Source organism: Allofranklinella schreckenbergeri (assembly GCF_003703475.1).
GTDB lineage: Bacteria > Pseudomonadota > Gammaproteobacteria > Burkholderiales > Burkholderiaceae_C > Lampropedia > Lampropedia schreckenbergeri.
In genome coordinates, this window is record NZ_RDQM01000001.1 from 132,772 (window position 1) to 149,460 (window position 16,689).

The following is a 16,689-nucleotide window of genomic DNA, read 5'->3' on the forward strand; positions in this document are numbered from 1 at the left end:
CGCCTGCCCCGGCGCGTCAGGGGCGCAATACAATTCCAACCAAAAGAAATTTGATTTCAATACCAACACGCCGAAACAAGGTAATTTTATTTCTTTTGATTGGCAAAAATATCACCCCATAGTCATCAATTGCGCATTGCCGCCGGCAGCGGCGGTGTTGGTGCTGATGGATTGCTCGTGCGCCAGGGCCGCCAGGTCGTAGCCGAGGCCCTCGCGCAGCTCTTCACTGCGGCGGCTTTCGATGCGCACCAAGGCCCCCTCGCGGTCGGCGGCGGCGCGCAGCACTTGCAGCAGCGCGTCGCCATCGCCTTCAAACAAGATGGTGGCGATATCAACGGGCACGGCAAATGCCTCTTGCCCGGGCGCGGCAGGCAGGCTGCGCAGCCAATCGCCCAGCGCTGGGCTTTGCGCTTTGCCCGGCGCTGCGCCCGCCCCTTTCTGCCCCTGGGTCAGCGCAGTCTGCAACGCGGCTTGCACCTCGGCCAAGGCCTGGGCCAGCGCCGCATCGCCCTCGGGCAAGCGCACCTGGCACACGCTGCCGCTGGCCCACGCGGCGCACACCTGGGCCAGCAGGCCCAGCGGGCTGCTGGGCAGCGCCAGCACGGGGCCGCGCGGCAGCAGGCGGTAGCGGTTGGCTTCGCCCGTGGGGCCGGGCAGCAGGGTATCGATGCCCAGGAAGGAGGCCGCTTGCGCCTGTACGCACAGGGCCTGGGCGGCGGCGCTGTCGCTGCCCAACAGGGTTTGGGCGGCAGGGCCTTGCAGCCAGTGCGCCAGCGCGTACAGGGCTTGCAAGGCGGGCGAGGCCGCTGCCGGGATGGCTCGCGCATCGCCTGCGGCGGGTTGCGCCGCGTGCACTGGCGGGGCCGGGGGCGAGGCGGGCGGGGCCGCCAGCGCTTGCAGCGCGGCGTTGGCCGGGGCGTGCACCAGGCGATAGAGGTACAGCGGCCCGCCCGCCTTGGGGCCGGTGCCCGAGAGGCCCATGCCGCCAAAGGGCTGCACGCCGACGACGGCGCCGATGACGTTGCGATTGACGTAGATGTTGCCCGCATGGATACGGGCGCTGAGGCGCGCAATGGTTTCGTCGATGCGGCTGTGGATGCCGAAGGTCAGGCCGTAGCCGGTGGCGTTGATGGCATCGATCAGGCCCTCCAGCTCCTCGCGACGGTAGCGCAGCACGTGCAGCACGGGGCCAAAGACTTCGCGCTCGAGCCGCTGCACGCTGTCGATTTCGATCAGCGCGGGCGGCACGAAATGGCCTGGCGCTTCGCCATCGCCGCGCCGCGCCGCACGGGTGACGCGCTGGCCCTGGGCCTGCATGTGGGCGATGTGCGCCTCGATCTGCTCGCGCGCGGCTTCATCGATGACGGGGCCAATGTCGGTGCTGAGGCGGTCGGGGTTGCCCAGCGTCCACTCCTGCAGGGCCTGGCCGATCATGGCGATGGTGCGATCGGCCACATCTTCCTGCACACACAAAAGGCGCAAGGCCGAGCAGCGCTGCCCGGCCGAATCGAAGGCGGACGCGAGCACATCGGCCACGACTTGCTCGGCCAGTGCGGAGGAATCGACCACCATGGCGTTTTGCCCGCCCGTTTCTGCAATCAGCACGACGGGCTGGCCCGCAGGCGAAAGCCGCCCGGCCAGCGTACGGGCGATGATGCGGGCCACATCGGTGGAGCCGGTGAACATCACCGCCGCCACTTGCGGATGCGCCACCAGCGCCGCGCCCAGGCTTTCGCCCTCGCCGGGCATCAGTTGCAGCGCATCGGCGGGCACGCCCGCTTCGTGCAGGATGGCCGTCATGGCGGCGGCGGTCAGCGGCGTTTGCTCGGCGGGCTTGGCGATCACGGCATTGCCCGCGGCCAGCGCGGCGGCAATCTGGCCGCAGAAGATGGCCAGCGGGAAGTTCCAAGGGCTGATGGCCAGCACCAGACCCAGCGGGCGGTGCGTGGCGTTGTCGAACTGGCTGGCGGCCTGCGCGCCGTAGTAGCGCAGAAAGTCCACCGCCTCGCGGATTTCGGCAATGGCATTGGGCAGGGTTTTGCCCGCCTCGCGCATGATCAGGCCCAGCAGGGGCTGGCTGCGTTGCTCCAGCAAATCGGCGGCGCGCGCCAGCACATCGGCCCGCGCCGCCGCTGGCGTGCCAGACCAGATGGGCGCAGCCTGGGCGGCGCGCTCGACGGCGGCGGGCACGTCCTCAGCGCGGGCTTGCCATACCCAGCCCACGACATCGCACAGTTGTGCCGGATTGCGCACCGCGCACCAACCTTTGACATGCTGCGGCTCCTGCAAGAGGGGCACGCCCGGCGGCGCGGCCAAGTGCAGCGTGCGCGTGCTGCCCAGCAAAGCAGCCGCCAGCGAGGCCAATTGCTGCTCATGCGCCAGGTTCAGGCCCTGCGAGTTGGGCCGCGCCAGTGCGCCGGGCTGGGCCAGCAAATCGCCCGGTAGAGGAATGCGCGGATGCGGCGCGCCCAGCACGCCCTCTTCCCTGGCGCTGGCGAGCACTTGGGCCACTGGATCGGCCACCAGATCGCTGATGCGCAAGCTGGCATCGCCAATGCGGTTGACGAAGGAGGTATTGGCGCCGTTTTCCAGCAAGCGGCGCACCAGGTAGGCCAGCAGCGTGTCGTAATGCCCCACGGGCGCATACACGCGGCAGGGCCGCGCCAGCTTGCCATCGGCGACCGGGCCGGTGACTTGCTCATACAGCGGCTCGCCCATGCCGTGCAGGCATTGGAACTCGTATTGCCCGCTGTAGTAGCTGCCACTGAAGGTTTGCGCCAGGTGGTAGATGGCCGAGAGCGTTTGCGCGTTGTGGGTGGCAAATTGCGGATAAACGGCGTCCGGCGCGGCCAGCAGCTTGCGCGCGCAGGCCAGATAGCTCACGTCGGTGTGCACCTTGCGGGTGTAAACGGGGTAGCCGGCCAGGCCATCGATCTGGGCGCGCTTGATCTCGCTATCCCAATACGCGCCTTTGACCAGCCGCACCATCAGGCGGCGGCGGCTGCGGCGGGCCAGGTCGATGAGGTAATCAATCACATAGGGGCAGCGCTTTTGATAAGCCTGCACGACAAAGCCAATGCCGCCCCAGCCCTTGAGCGAGGGCGCGGCGCACAGTGCTTCGAGCAAATCCAGCGAAAGCTCGAGCCGATCGGCCTCCTCGGCGTCGATATTCATGCCGATGTCGTACTTTCTGGCCAGCTCGGCCAAGTGCAGCACGCGCGGGAGCAACTCGCTCATCACCCGCTCGTACTGCGCGCGGCTGTAGCGCGGGTGCAGGGCCGAGAGCTTGATGGAGATGCCCGGCCCCTCGAAAATGCCCCGCCCGGCCGAGGCCGCGCCAATGGCGTGGATGGCCTGCTCATACGCTTGCATGTAGCGCTGGGCGTCGGCCTCCGTCGCCGCCGCCTCGCCCAGCATGTCGTAGCTGTAGCGAAAGCCTTTTTTCTCCCACGCGCGGCTGTTGGCCAGCGCCTGGGCGATGTTCTGGCCGGTGACGAACTGCTCGCCCATCATCTTCATGGCCTGGTTGACGCCCTGACGGATCAGCGGCTCGCCGCCCTTGCCGATCAGGCGCGTAAGCGCCGCCGAAAGCCCTTTTTCACTACTGGTGCTGGTGAGCTTGCCCGTCAGCACCAGCCCCCAGGCCGCAGCGTTGACGAACATCGAGGGCGAATGCCCCACGTGCGAGCGCCAATCGCCCTTGCTGATCTTGTCGCGAATCAGCGCATCGCGCGTGGCGCTGTCGGGGATGCGCAGCAGCGCTTCGGCCAGACACATCAGCGCCACGCCCTCCTGGCTGGAGAGCGAAAACTCCTGCACCAGCGCCCCCACGCCGCTGCTCACCGGCGCATCGCGCAGGCCCTGCACCAGCCGCGCAGCCAGCGCGGCAATCGACTGCGCTTGCGCCGCATCGTGGGTTTGCGCCAGCGGCAGCAGCATCGACAAGCACTCCGGCTCGGGCCGGTGCCAAGCCGCCGTGATGGCCGCACGCAGCTCGGTTTGCGGCAGCACGGATTGGGCGAATTCCAGGAAAGGTTGCACCTGATCGGGGCAGGGTTGCACCTCCACCGTATCGTCTGGCAATGGACCGCCCGCCTGCACCACGGGGATGGTGGGCGCCCCCCGCTCCAGCGCATCGACATACTGGATCACCGCCTGCTTGATCAGCCAATGTGGTGTGCGCCCTACCCCCTGCGCCGCCGCACGGATGCGCTCGCGCAAAGCCTCATCGACCTTGATACCAACTGTGGTGGACATGTGTGCAATTACTCCTGATGCTGCGTTGAGCCATGTTTAAAACAGCGCGCATGCTACAGGGGTTGCACCTCGTAGCTCATAGGGTTAACCCGATCAAGCATTTCTGCCATCAAGGACACGACAACCACCCCCAAAAATACAATTCAAAAGAAAATGATTAACCATGCTTAGGCTTTATTTCATTGATGTTTAATTTACCATTGATATATAAAATGAATTTCTCCCAATATCCCCCCGAATGCACCTTGGCCGATAATGGCCCACCGCTGTAATGTTGGAGAGTGCCTTGTTTCACTGGTTCGAGCGCCTTTTCGCCCCCTTCCCGCCCGAGGCCCCAAAGCCTTTGCCCCAAGGGGTTTTGCCTTTTGTCTGGGCCTGCACGCAAGGCGCGCGCGGCTACCTGGCGGCGCTGGCCCTGTTCAGCGCCGGGAGGGCGGTTTACGAGGCGTGGCTGTTTGCCGTGCTCGGGCAGGTGGTCGATTCGCTGGCCGCCTGGCAAAGCGGCGACGCTGCCGCCGCTGTCCAGCAGCAGCGCATGCTGTGGCAAATCGCCTTGGTCATGCTGGCCAGCATTGCGCTGGTGGGTTTGCACACGCTGATGCAGCATCAGGCGCTGGCGATCAATCTGCCGCTGCGCCTGCGCTGGAACTTTCACCGGCTGATGCTGCGCCAAAGCATTTCCTTTTTCGCCGATGAGTTCGCCGGCCGCGTGACGGCCAAGATCATGCAATCGGCCCTGGCGGTGCGCGAGGTGCTGTTCACCCTTTCGGAAATCGTGCTGGGCATTGGCGTGCATTTCGTGGCGGTGGTGGCGCTGGCGGGCAGTTTCGATATGCGCCTGATGCTGCCCTTCGTGGCCTGGCTGGTGTTGTTTGGCGCGGCAATGGCGTTTTTCGTGCCACGGCTGGGCAAGGTGGGGCAAGAGCAGGCGCATGCGCGCTCCTCCATGACCGGACGGGTGACCGATGCTTACGCCAATATCGCCACCGTCAAGCTGTTTTCGCACACCCAGCGCGAGGCGCTGTTTGCCCGCGCGGCGATGGAGGATTTCATGCACACCGGCTACCGCCAGATGCGGCTGGTCAGCCTGTTTGAAATCGTCAACCAGACGCTGCTGGTGGCCCTGATCGCGGGCGCGGGCGGCTATGCCCTGGCGCTGTGGCATGCGGGCGAAGTCGGTCCCGGCGCGGTGGCGGCGGTTTCGGCCATGGCCTTGCGCGCCAGCGGCCTGTCGCACTGGATCATGTGGCAAATGGCCTCGCTGTTTGAAAACATCGGCACGGTGCAAGATGGCATCGCCATCCTCACGCAACAAGCCAAGGTGCAGGACGCGCCCGGCGCTGCCCAGTTGCGCGTCACGCAAGGGCTGGTGGAGTTCGAGCAGGTGCGCTTCAACTACAACGGCGAGCGGCAGGTGCTCGAGCAGCTCAGCCTGGTGGTGCGCCCGGGCGAAAAAATCGGCCTGGTGGGGCGATCGGGCGCGGGCAAATCCACCCTGGTGAATCTGCTGCTGCGCTTTTACGACGTGGATGCGGGGCGCATCCGCATCGATGGGCAGGACATCTCCGCCGTCACGCAAGACAGCCTGCGCGCAGCCATTGGCATGGTGACGCAGGACACCTCGCTGCTGCACCGCTCCATCCGCGACAACATCGCCTACGGCAAGCCCGATGCGAAGGAGGACGAAATCATCGCCGCCGCCGTGCGCGCCCAGGCCGATCCGTTCATCCGCGCCTTGAGCGACCCCGACGGGCGCAGCGGCTACGACACCATGGTGGGCGAGCGCGGCGTCAAGCTCTCGGGCGGGCAGCGCCAGCGCATCGCCATTGCCCGTGTGATGCTGAAAAACGCCCCCATCCTGCTGCTCGACGAAGCCACCAGCGCGCTGGATTCGGAGGTGGAGCAGGCCATCCAGGAAAGCCTTAACGCCATGATGGAGGGCAAAACCGTGATTGCCATTGCGCACCGCCTCTCCACCATCGCCGCCATGGACCGGCTCATCGTGATGGACCAAGGCCGCATCGTGGAAGAAGGCAGCCACGAACAACTGCTGGCCCAAGGCGGCCTGTACGCGCGCCTGTGGCGTCACCAAAGCGGGGGCTTTTTGGGGCAAGAGGGCGGCGAGGCGTGAACGCCTGCGCTCCAGTCAACGCCCTTGCGCTCCCTTGCGCTCCCTTGTGCGCCCTTCGCCTTCCTTGACCTGCCCGCAGCGCCCCTATCATTGGCGGCTTGCTTTTCCCCAAAACGGCGCCCTCGTGCGCCATACACACGCGCTGCCCGGCCCATGCCGCGGTGGCGCCAACCCTACCCCTATCAGGAGACACCCCATGGCCGATTTGTTTGACAACCCCGCCGGTCTTGACGGCTTTGAATTCGTCGAATTCGCCTCGCCCACGCCCGGCGTGCTCGAGCCGTTATTCGAAAAAATGGGCTTTACCGAAGTGGCCCGCCACCGCTCCAAGGACGTATCGCTGTACCGCCAGGGCGGCATCAACTTCATCATCAACCGCGAGCCCAAAAGCCTGGCGGGCTATTTCGCCGCCGAGCATGGTCCTTCGGCCTGCGGCCTGGCCTTTCGCGTGCGTGACGCCCACCACGCCTACAACCTGCTGCTGGAAAAAGGCGCCCAGCCAATCCACATCGCCACCGGGCCGATGGAGCTGAACCTGCCGGCCATCAAGGGCATTGGCGGCATGCCGATCTACCTGATCGACCGCTACGAGGAAGGCAAGACGATTTACGACATCGACTTTCAGTGGCTCGATGGCGTGGATCGCAACCCCGTGGGCCACGGTTTTCAAGTGGTCGATCACCTCACGCACAACGTCTATCGCGGCCGCATGGCCTATTGGGCCGATTTTTACGAGCGCTTGTTCAACTTCCGCGAAATCCGCTATTTCGACATCAAGGGCGAGTACACCGGCCTGACCTCCAAAGCCATGACCGCGCCGGACGGCAAGATCCGCATCCCGCTCAACGAGGAAGCCAAGCAAGGCGGCGGCCAGATCGAAGAATTTTTGATGAAGTTCAACGGCGAGGGCATCCAGCACATCGCGCTGCTGTGCGACAACCTGATCGAAGCCATCGACAAGCTGCGCGCCTCTGGCATTCCGCTGCTGACCGCGCCCAATGCCATTTACTACCAGAACCTGGAAAAGCGCCTGCCCGGCCACGGCCAGCCCGTGCCCGAGCTGCAAGCGCGCGGCATCCTGCTCGACGGCACGACCGAGGGCGGCCAGCCGCGCCTGCTGCTGCAAATCTTCTCTGAAACCCTGCTGGGCCCGGTGTTCTTCGAGTTCATCGAACGCCAGGGCGACTACCGCGAAGGCTTTGGCGAGGGCAACTTCAAAGCCTTGTTCGAATCGCTGGAGCGCGACCAGATCAACCGCGGCGTACTGCAAACCGAACAAGCCTGAAGCCCGGGGGGCGCCGCCATGCAACGCCTGGACCGATGCCCAGCGCGCGCACGCCCTGCCCGCCTGAAGCGCGCGACATCGCGCTGGCGCGCCGCATCGACGCCATTGCCGCCCGCTTCGCGTCAGCGCCATGACCGCGCAGCGTGCGCAGGCAGCCACCTGCGCACGCTGGCAAAAGCTGGCACAAGACTCGACAAAACCCAGGCATGGCGCCTTGGGCGTGCATGTTCGCCCAAACAAGGCGACACCGCACGAACGCCGCGCAAACCATTTTTTTCAAATCAATAAACAAAAAAATAAACCATTTTAGGCAACATATAAATCAAGCAATTTTTACATTGAATTGTAAAATAACACCCGCTTGCGCCACAGGCAGGCCAAGTACAAGGAGGCAACGGAAATGGACGCATACAGCTTGCTGTTCCCCGACTTTGACGCGCTGGACTTGATGGGGCCAGTAGAAATGCTGCACCACGCCGGGGCGAGGCTGCACTACGTATCGCAGCACGGCGGGCTGGTGCACAGCCGTGCGGGGTTTGCGGTGGCGACGCTGGCGCTGCAAGCCTTGCCCGCGCCTGCGCTGGCCCCTGAGCCAACGCAGGCGCGGACTTTGCTGCTGGTGCCTGGCGGGCAAGGCACGCGGGCGCTGGTGCAGGACGCGGCTTTTCTGCACGCGCTGCAACAGTGGGCAGGGCAGGCGGAGAGGGTGCTTTCCGTCTGCACGGGGGCGGCGCTGCTGGCCGCTGCCGGGGTGCTGGACGGTTTGCCCGCCACCAGCAACAAAAAGGCGTTTGCCTGGGTGCAAAGCTGCGGCCCGCGTGTGCAGTGGCAGCCGCGGGCGCGTTGGGTACATGCGGGCAAGTTCTACACATCCTCGGGCGTTTCGGCGGGCATGGACGCAGCCTTGGCCCTGATTGCCGCGCACCACGGCGAGGCAGAGGCCAGGCGCATTGCCCGGCATTGCGAATACCTCTGGAACGAAGATCCGCAAGACGATCCCTTTGCGGCAAGCCTTTGAAGCGCAAAAAAACGCCACGCCGATCAGCGCCGGCAACAGCAGACGCCCCCGCACAACCAGGGGCAACAGCAAAAAGCGCAGACACGAAAAAAATGCGGCCCTGTCAAGAGCCGCATTTTTTTCGTGTGCATCAAGGGCAAAGCCCTTCAAGCGCCCGGGATCTCACCCAAACATCAGGCAAGCCAGACAAACCCGCCGGGCGTTTGCCCGCCCGGCAGGCCCATCTTCACAATCCGATGATTGCCAAAGCTCAGTCCAATTGCGCAATGGCCGCGTTGAAGGTCGCGCTGGGGCGCATCACGGCGTCGAGCTTGGCCAGATCGGGCATGTAGTAACCGCCGATATCGGCTGGCTTGCCTTGTACGTCCTTGAGTTCGGCCACGATCTTGGCCTCGTTGTCGGCCAATTGCTTGGCCACAGGGGCGAACTTGGCGGCCAGCTCCTTGTCCTGGGTTTGCTCGGCCAGCGCCTGCGCCCAGTACAGGGCGATGTAGAACTGGCTACCGCGGTTATCCAGCTCGCCGGTGCGGCGCGAGGGGGATTTGTCCTCATCGAGCAGCTTGCCGGTGGCCTGATCCAGCGTTTGAGCCAGCAGCTTGGCGCGATCATTGTTTTCCTTGATGCCCAGCTCCTCCAGCGAAACGGCCAGCGCCAGGAACTCGCCCAGCGAATCCCAGCGCAGGTGGTTTTCTTCCACCAACTGCTGCACGTGCTTGGGCGCGGAGCCGCCTGCGCCGGTTTCGTACAGACCACCACCGGCCATCAGCGGCACGATGGAGAGCATCTTGGCGCTGGTGCCCAGCTCCATGATGGGGAACAGGTCGGTGAGGTAGTCGCGCAGGATGTTGCCGGTCACGGAGATGGTGTCCAGCCCGCGCGCGACGCGCTCCAGCGTGTAGCGCATGGCGCGCACCTGGCTCATGATCTGGATGTCCAGCCCGGTAGTGTCGTGGTCCTTGAGGTACTTCTGCACCTTCTTGATCAGCTCGTTTTCGTGCGGGCGGTAGGGGTCGAGCCAGAACACGGCGGGCGTGTTGGAGTTGCGCGCACGGGTGACGGCGAGCTTGACCCAGTCGCGGATAGGCGCGTCCTTGACCTGGCACATGCGCCAGATATCGCCCTCTTCCACGTTTTGCGTCATCAGCACTTCGCCCGTGGCCAGATCGACGATGTTGGCCTGGCCTGCTTCGGGGATTTCAAAGGTCTTGTCGTGGCTGCCGTATTCCTCGGCCTTTTGCGCCATCAGGCCCACGTTGGGCACGGTGCCCATGGTGGCAGGATCGAAGTTGCCGTGCCATTTGCAGAAGTTGATCATCTCCTGGTAGATGCGGGCAAAGGTCGATTCAGGCATCACCGCCTTGCAGTCGTAAGGCTTGCCGTCGGCGCCCCACATCTTGCCGCCGCTGCGGATCATGGCGGGCATGGAGGCATCCACAATCACATCGTTGGGCGAGTGGAAGTTGGTAATGCCCTTGGCCGAATCCACCATCGCCAGCGGCGGCCGGCCCTCCTGGCATTTGTGCAGATCGCGCTCGATCTCCTCGCGCAGCGAGTTGGGCAGCGTGGCGATCTTGGCGTACAGATCGGCCATGCCGTTGTTGACGTTCACGCCCAGCTCTTCGAACAGCTTGCCGTGCTTCTCGAAAGCGTCCTTGTAGAAAATCTTGACGCAGTGGCCGAACACGATGGGGTGGGAGACCTTCATCATCGTGGCCTTGACGTGCAGCGAGAACAGAATGCCCGCTTCCTTGCAGTCCTCGATCTCGCGCTCGTAGAACTCGCACAGCGCCTTCTTGCTCATGAACATGGAGTCGATGACTTCGCCCTCCTGCAAAGCCACCTTGGGTTTGAGCACGATGGTTTTGCCGCTGTGGGTCACCAGCTCCATCTTCACATCGCGGGCCTTGTCCAACGTCATGGATTTTTCGCCGTGGTAGAAGTCGCCGCCGTGCATGTGCGAGACATGCGTTTGCGACCACTGCTTCCACTCGCCCATGGAGTGGGGGAATTTTTTCGCGTAGTTCTTCACCGCCGCAGGCGCGCGGCGGTCGGAGTTGCCCTCGCGCAGCACGGGGTTGACCGCCGAGCCCAGGCACTTGGCGTAGCGCGCCTTGATGGCTTTTTCTTCCTCCGTTGTGGGGTTTTCGGGGTAAGCCGGCACGGCGTAGCCCTTGGCCTGCAACTCCTTGATGGCGGCATTGAGCTGGCCGACCGAGGCGCTGATGTTGGGCAGCTTGATGATGTTGGCCTCAGGCTCGAGCGTGAGCTTGCCCAGCTCCTCCAGGTAATTGGGCACGCGCTGGTCCTCTTTCAGGAATTCGGGGAACTCGCCCAGAATGCGCGCGGCCAGCGAGATATCGCTTTGCGTCACATCGATGCCCGCCGCCGACGCGAAGCTGCGCACGATGGGCAAAAAGGATGCCGTCGCCAGGCGCGGGGCCTCGTCGGTCAGGGTATAGACGATGGTGGGTTGCTTAGTGGTCATCTGGTTTCTGTCTCTCGTATTGGCAGCCATTTGAAAAAATACTTCGGCGGCGCGCTGCGGGCGCCCCAAAAGGCGGCGGCGATTGTCGCCGCTTTTGAAGTCTTATACAAGAATCCGCCCCCGCGCACCGACCGCCAGCGCTCGCAGACAATACGCCCCCGCCCACCCCGTGAAATTGCCCATGCCCGCCTGCTGGATCGACACCCACTGCCACCTCGACGCCCCCGAGTTCGACGCCGACCGCGCCGCCGTGCGCGCGCAAGCCCGCGCCGCCGGGGTCATCTGCTGCGTCATCCCCGCCGTGGCGCGGCGCACCTGGGCCGCGGCCCGCCAGTGCGCCCATGTTTTTGGCGATGCCTATGCGCTGGGCATCCACCCGCTTTACACCCCCGAAAGCCAGCCGGGCGACCTGGCCGCGCTGGCCCACGCCCTGCAAGCCCACGAAAGTGATGCACGGCTGGTCGCCGTGGGCGAGATCGGGCTGGACTTTTTCGACGCCACGCTCGACGCCGCCTGGCAGACCCAGGCGCTGCGCGAGCAACTGCGCCTGGCCCAGGCCCAGCGCCTGCCCGTGCTGCTGCACGTGCGCCGCTCCGTCGATGCCGTGCTCAAGCAACTGCGCCAGGCGCACTTTGCGCACGGCGGCATCGCCCACGCCTTCAACGGCAGCCTCCAGCAAGCCCACGCATTGCTGGATTTGGGCTTCAAACTCGGCTTCGGCGGCGCAGCCACGCACGAGCGCGCCCTGCAACTGCGGCGCCTGGCCGCGCAATTGCCCGCCGACGCCATCGTGATGGAAACCGACGCACCCGACATCCCCCCGCAATGGCTGTACGTACCCGCCCAGGCCCGCGCCAACGGCCAGCCCCAGGGCCGCAACAACCCCGCCGAGCTGCCGCGCATCGCCGCCGAAATCGCCCGCCTGCGCGGCCTGCCCCTTGAACAATGGATGCAGCAAAGCCATCGCAACGCGCTGGCCGCCCTGCCCCGGCTGCAAGCGCTGATGCCAGCCGTGCAAGCCCTTGAAACCACCTAAAATTACAAATCAAAAGGAAATTAAAACCATGTGTTTCGGCATATTGCGTATAAAATCGCTTTTCCTTTGATAGAACAACCCCACCATGCCCCACACCCCCGCCTGCCTGCCCGATGTCAGCATCTCCGAAGAAGACGGCGTGCGCCACCTGCACCTGGATTCGCCCTGGATTCAAGGCTCCATGCGCATCGCCCGCCCCATCGACATCGAGCTGGAATACGTCCAGCGCATGATGGCCTGGCTGCTGTTCGTGCCGCCCGATGAAGTCGCCGAGCGCCATGCCATGCAACTGGGCCTGGGCGCCGCCGCGCTCACCAAGTTCTGCTACCGCCGCCTGGGCATGCGCACCACCACCATCGAGCTCAACCCCCAAGTCGTCGCAGCCTGCATGCGCTGGTTTCGCCTGCCCGCCAACGACGAGCGCCTGCAAGTGCTGGTGGCCAATGCCGCCGATGCCGTGCAAGACCCCGACTGGCACGCCAGCGTCGATGCCCTGCAAGTCGATCTCTACGACCACGAAGCCGCCGGCCCCGTGCTCGAGAGCGCCGAGTTCTACCGCCACTGCTGGGACATGCTCGTCCCCGGCGGCTGCATGAGCGTCAACCTCTTTGGCCGCAGCGCCAGCTTCGAGCGCAACATGCGCCACATCGCCAGCGCCTTCGGCCCGCACCTGTGGCACTTCAAACCCACGCGCGAAGGCAACACCGTCATCCTCGCACGCAGGCAGCCGCAAGACGTGCCCATGCCCGTGCTGCGCGAACGGGCCGAAGAAATCGAACGCCGCTGGAAGCTCCCCGCTCGCCTCTGGGTGCATGCCCTGCAAACCTGGCGCGGCACGCCCTGACCCAAAGCCGATCGCATCCATTTTTCAAATCAAAAGGAAATAAAATCACCTGTTTTTGGCAACTTATACATAGAATCAATTTTTCCAATTAATAGAAAACACCCCCACCACACACGCACCCGCCAGCGGGCGCGCCTCATCCCCCAGCCCCAAGCTGCGGGATGCGCGCAGCAGCGCGAAGGTCAAAAAACTGCAACAAATCTGACTTACCATCGCCCTTTCTTTTGTCCTCATCCAAGGAGAACCGATGAAATTGCGTCACATCACCCTGGCCGCTGCGGCCGCCCTGGCCGTCACCGGCGCCCAAGCCCAGACCGAAATCCAATGGTGGCACTCCATGTCCGCCGCCCTGGGTGAATGGGTTAACGACCTGGCCAAGCAATACAACGAAAGCCAAAGCGAATACCGCGTCGTGCCCACCTTCAAAGGCACTTACGACGAGGCCATGACCGGCGCCATCGCCGCCTTCCGCGCCGGCAACGCGCCGCATTTGCTGCAAGTCTTTGAAGTGGGCACCGCCACCATGATGGCCGCCAAAGGCGCCACCGTGCCCGTGGGCAAAGTACTCGACGACGCGGGCTTCCAATTCGACCCCAACGCCTACATCTCGGCTGTGACGGGCTACTACACCGCCCCCAACGGCCAGATGCTCAGCTACCCCTTCAACAGCTCCACCACCGTCTTCTACTACAACAAGGACGCCTTCAAGGCCGCCGGTCTGGACCCCGAAAAAGCCCCCAAAACCTGGCCCGAAGTCTTTGAAGCAGCCACCAAACTCAAAGACAGCGGCCACAAATGCGCCCTTACCACCAGCTGGATCAGCTGGACGCAACTGGAGAGCTTCTCCCTGTGGCACAACACCTTGTTCGCCAGCGCCAACAACGGCTTTGACGGCAACAGCGCCCGCCTGCAAGTGAACTCCCCGCTGCACCTGCGCCACTTTGAAAACCTGGCCAAGGCCGCCAAGGAAGGCAGCTTTGTCTACAAAGGCCGCGGCAACAAGGCCGACACCATCTTCGCCGCTGGCGAATGCGCCATGATGACCGGCAGCTCCGGCGTGTACTCCCTCCTGGCCAAGGAGTCGAAATTCGACTACGGCATCTCCACCCTGCCCTACTACGCCGACGTGGAAGGCGCACCGCAAAACACCGCCATCGGCGGCGCCAGCCTGTGGGTGCTCTCGGGCAAGAGCGCCAAGGAATACAAAGGCGTGGCCGATTTCCTGAACTTCCTCTCCAAAACCGAAGTGCAAGCGGCCAGCCACCAGCGCACCGGCTACCTGCCCGTGACTACCGCCGCGTTTGAGCTGACCGAGCAATCGGGCTTCTACAAGGAAAAACCCGGCACCGACGTGGCCGTGACGCAGATGATCCGCAAGACCACCGACAAATCGCGCGGCATCCGCCTGGGCAACTTCGTGCAAATCCGCACCATCGCCGACGAGGAAACCGAGCAAATCTGGGCCGGCAAGAAATCGCCCAAAGACGCGCTGGACGCCATCGTCAAACGCGGCAACGAGGAGCTGGAGCGCTTCGAGAAAGCCAACAACCGCTAAGCCGCCATTGCATCACTTGCCATGCCTGCTGGGCATGGCAATCCACGCGCCAGGGACTGCCCCTCGGCGCGTTTTTTTGTGCCATTTCACAGCCAATCTTTGCCCCAAATTGGTATGACCAAAATGCGATTCGATTCAGACCGATAGGCATTTTCAAGGGTTTCCCCCAATTCGCTTCGGCCGATCGATCTCCAGAATCACGCCGCGTTTTCGCGCAAGGCAAAATTGGTATGACCAATAGTGGGCTCCACCAATTCCCACCCAGCCCGATGCGCAGGCCGCAACCCAGCCAGTGGCGCGCGCACTGCCGCCGCTGCGGCTGGTTGTTCATTTTTTTATGACATGGAGCTTCGGGCTATGGATCCCACCATCTGGCAACAAAACTACGACCCGGCGGGCAACGTCTGGGTCTCGGCGCTGGTTGCGCTCATCCCCATCATCTTTTTCTTCCTGGCGCTGACCAAGCTGCGCCTCAAAGGCTATGTGGCCGGCACCATCACGGTGCTGCTGGCGCTGGCTGTGGCGCTGCTGTTTTATCGCATGCCAGTTTCGGCGGCGCTGGCCTCGGGCGTGTACGGCTTTTTCTACGGGCTGTGGCCGATTGCCTGGATCATCGTCGCCGCCGTGTTTCTCTACAAAGTCTCGGTCAAGACGGGGCAGTTCGATGTGATCCGCTCCTCGATCCTGTCCATCACGCCCGATCAGCGGCTGCAATTGATTCTGGTGGGCTTTTGCTTTGGCGCGTTTCTGGAAGGCGCGGCGGGCTTTGGCGCGCCGGTGGCCATCACGGCGGCGCTGCTGGTGGGCCTGGGCTTCAAGCCGCTGTATGCCGCGGGCCTGTGCCTGATTGGCAATACCGCGCCGGTGGCCTTTGGCGCCATGGGCATTCCCATCATCGTGGCCGGGCAGGTCTCGGGCGTGGATGCGATGGCCATCAGCCAGATGGCCGGGCGGCAATTGCCCTTCATGACCATCATCGTGCTGTTCTGGCTGATGGCCATCATGGACGGCTGGCGCGGCATCAAGGAGACCTGGCCCGCCGTGCTGGTGGGCGGCGGCAGCTTTGCCATCGTGCAGTTTCTCACCGCCAACTACATCGGGCCGGAGCTGCCGGACATCACCTCGGCCATCGTCTCGCTGGTGGCGCTGACGCTGTTTCTCAAGGTCTGGCAACCCAAGCGCATCTTCCGCTTCGAAACCGAAGGCGGCGCCCAGGCCGTGGCCGCCCAGCAGGCCCAGGCGCAGAAAGAGGCCGAAGTGCAGCTGACCCTGGGCAAGGTGCTCAAGGCCTGGTCGCCCTTCATCATCCTCACGGCGATGGTGACGATCTGGAGCCTCAAGCCCTTCAAGGATTTGTTCGCCAAGGGCGGCGCGCTGGCCGATTGGGTGATTGCCATCCCCGTGCCCATGCTGCACAACCTGGTGGAAAAAATGCCGCCCGTGGTCGCCAGCGCCTCGCCCTATGGCGCGGTGTATTCCTTTAACTGGTTCTCCGCCACCGGCACGGCCATCATGATTGGAGCGCTGCTGACCATCCTGTATTTGCGCATGCGCCCGGCCCAGGCCGCCTGCACGCTGGCGGAAACCTTCAAGGAATTGGCCCTGCCCATCTACTCCATCGGCATGGTGCTGGCCTTTGCCTTCATCGCCAATTACTCGGGCCTGTCGGCCACGTTGGCGCTGGCCTTGGCGCACACGGGCGATGCGTTCACCTTCTTCTCGCCCTTTTTGGGCTGGATTGGCGTGTTCCTCACCGGCTCGGATACTTCGGCAAACGCCCTGTTTGGCGCGCTGCAAGCCACCACGGCCCAGCAGTTGGGCCTGCCCGAGGTGCTGACGGTGGCGGCCAACACCACCGGCGGCGTGACGGGCAAGATGATCTCGCCCCAATCGATTGCCATTGCCTGCGCGGCCGTGGGGCTGGCCGGGCGCGAATCCGATCTGTTCCGCTTCACCGTCAAGCACAGCCTGATCTTTGCGGTCATCATCGGCGCCATGACCACGCTGCAAGCCTATGTGCTGCCGTGGATGATTCCGCACTGAAATCCGCCGTCGCCCCCATGCGGTTCGGCGGCAGG

General features: G+C 64.1%; 10 protein-coding genes. 8 read left to right on the forward strand and 2 right to left on the reverse strand.

What is annotated here, in order from left to right; all coding sequences use genetic code 11:
• Window positions 1–111: 111 nt before the first annotated feature.
• Window positions 112–4,257, reverse strand: a complete 4,146-nt coding sequence (putA, locus tag EBQ26_RS00590; protein WP_122237088.1) for a trifunctional transcriptional regulator/proline dehydrogenase/L-glutamate gamma-semialdehyde dehydrogenase — start codon at window positions 4,255–4,257, stop codon at window positions 112–114.
• A 286-nt stretch (window positions 4,258–4,543) separates the two neighbouring features.
• Here putA and EBQ26_RS00595 point away from each other — a divergent pair, with 286 nt between their 5' ends.
• The 4 genes from EBQ26_RS00595 to EBQ26_RS00610 all read left to right on the forward strand — a co-directional run bounded on the left by EBQ26_RS00595 (window position 4,544) and on the right by EBQ26_RS00610 (window position 8,691).
• Entirely contained in the window at window positions 4,544–6,388 is a 1,845-nt protein-coding gene (locus tag EBQ26_RS00595; protein WP_122237271.1) for an ABC transporter ATP-binding protein, read from the forward strand.
• Between the two features lie 196 nt (window positions 6,389–6,584).
• Window positions 6,585–7,673: a 4-hydroxyphenylpyruvate dioxygenase gene (hppD, locus tag EBQ26_RS00600; protein WP_122237089.1), complete on the forward strand. Its 1,089-nt coding sequence runs from the start codon at window positions 6,585–6,587 to the stop codon at window positions 7,671–7,673.
• Window positions 7,674–7,803: 130 nt separating this feature from the next.
• Complete coding sequence (locus tag EBQ26_RS00605; protein ID WP_122237090.1) at window positions 7,804–7,983, forward strand: hypothetical protein; 180 nt, start codon at window positions 7,804–7,806, stop codon at window positions 7,981–7,983.
• A 90-nt stretch (window positions 7,984–8,073) separates the two neighbouring features.
• Entirely contained in the window at window positions 8,074–8,691 is a 618-nt protein-coding gene (locus EBQ26_RS00610; protein WP_122237272.1) for a DJ-1/PfpI family protein, read from the forward strand.
• Between the two features lie 250 nt (window positions 8,692–8,941).
• Here EBQ26_RS00610 and EBQ26_RS00615 read toward each other — a convergent pair whose 3' ends face one another.
• On the reverse strand, window positions 8,942–11,176 hold the full coding sequence (locus EBQ26_RS00615) for an NADP-dependent isocitrate dehydrogenase (protein ID WP_122237091.1): 2,235 nt from the start codon (window positions 11,174–11,176) through the stop codon (window positions 8,942–8,944).
• 181 nt (window positions 11,177–11,357) lie between these two features.
• Here EBQ26_RS00615 and EBQ26_RS00620 point away from each other — a divergent pair, with 181 nt between their 5' ends.
• The 4 genes from EBQ26_RS00620 (at window position 11,358) to lldP (ending at window position 16,654) form a co-directional block, all read left to right on the forward strand.
• Window positions 11,358–12,212, forward strand: a complete 855-nt coding sequence (locus tag EBQ26_RS00620; RefSeq protein ID WP_122237092.1) for a TatD family hydrolase — start codon at window positions 11,358–11,360, stop codon at window positions 12,210–12,212.
• 85 nt (window positions 12,213–12,297) lie between these two features.
• On the forward strand, window positions 12,298–13,056 hold the full coding sequence (locus EBQ26_RS00625) for a class I SAM-dependent methyltransferase (RefSeq protein WP_122237093.1): 759 nt from the start codon (window positions 12,298–12,300) through the stop codon (window positions 13,054–13,056).
• A gap of 247 nt (window positions 13,057–13,303) precedes the next feature.
• Window positions 13,304–14,611 carry a sn-glycerol-3-phosphate ABC transporter substrate-binding protein UgpB gene (gene ugpB, locus EBQ26_RS00630; protein ID WP_122237094.1) on the forward strand — a complete coding sequence of 436 codons (1,308 nt, stop codon included), beginning with the start codon at window positions 13,304–13,306 and terminating at the stop codon, window positions 14,609–14,611.
• A 357-nt stretch (window positions 14,612–14,968) separates the two neighbouring features.
• On the forward strand, window positions 14,969–16,654 hold the full coding sequence (gene lldP / locus EBQ26_RS00635; RefSeq protein WP_122237095.1) for an L-lactate permease: 1,686 nt from the start codon (window positions 14,969–14,971) through the stop codon (window positions 16,652–16,654).
• Window positions 16,655–16,689: the final 35 nt, after the last annotated feature.

Coding starts and splice junctions, on each gene's coding strand:
- EBQ26_RS00615 (WP_122237091.1), bottom strand. CDS start 11,176: ATGACCACTAAGCAACCCACCATCGTCTATACCCTGACCGACGAGGCC.
- EBQ26_RS00605 (WP_122237090.1), top strand. CDS start 7,804: ATGACCGCGCAGCGTGCGCAGGCAGCCACCTGCGCACGCTGGCAAAAG.
- EBQ26_RS00625 (WP_122237093.1), top strand. CDS start 12,298: ATGCCCCACACCCCCGCCTGCCTGCCCGATGTCAGCATCTCCGAAGAA.
- putA (WP_122237088.1), bottom strand. CDS start 4,257: ATGTCCACCACAGTTGGTATCAAGGTCGATGAGGCTTTGCGCGAGCGC.
- EBQ26_RS00610 (WP_122237272.1), top strand. CDS start 8,074: ATGGACGCATACAGCTTGCTGTTCCCCGACTTTGACGCGCTGGACTTG.
- EBQ26_RS00620 (WP_122237092.1), top strand. CDS start 11,358: ATGCCCGCCTGCTGGATCGACACCCACTGCCACCTCGACGCCCCCGAG.
- hppD (WP_122237089.1), top strand. CDS start 6,585: ATGGCCGATTTGTTTGACAACCCCGCCGGTCTTGACGGCTTTGAATTC.
- ugpB (WP_122237094.1), top strand. CDS start 13,304: ATGAAATTGCGTCACATCACCCTGGCCGCTGCGGCCGCCCTGGCCGTC.
- lldP (WP_122237095.1), top strand. CDS start 14,969: ATGGATCCCACCATCTGGCAACAAAACTACGACCCGGCGGGCAACGTC.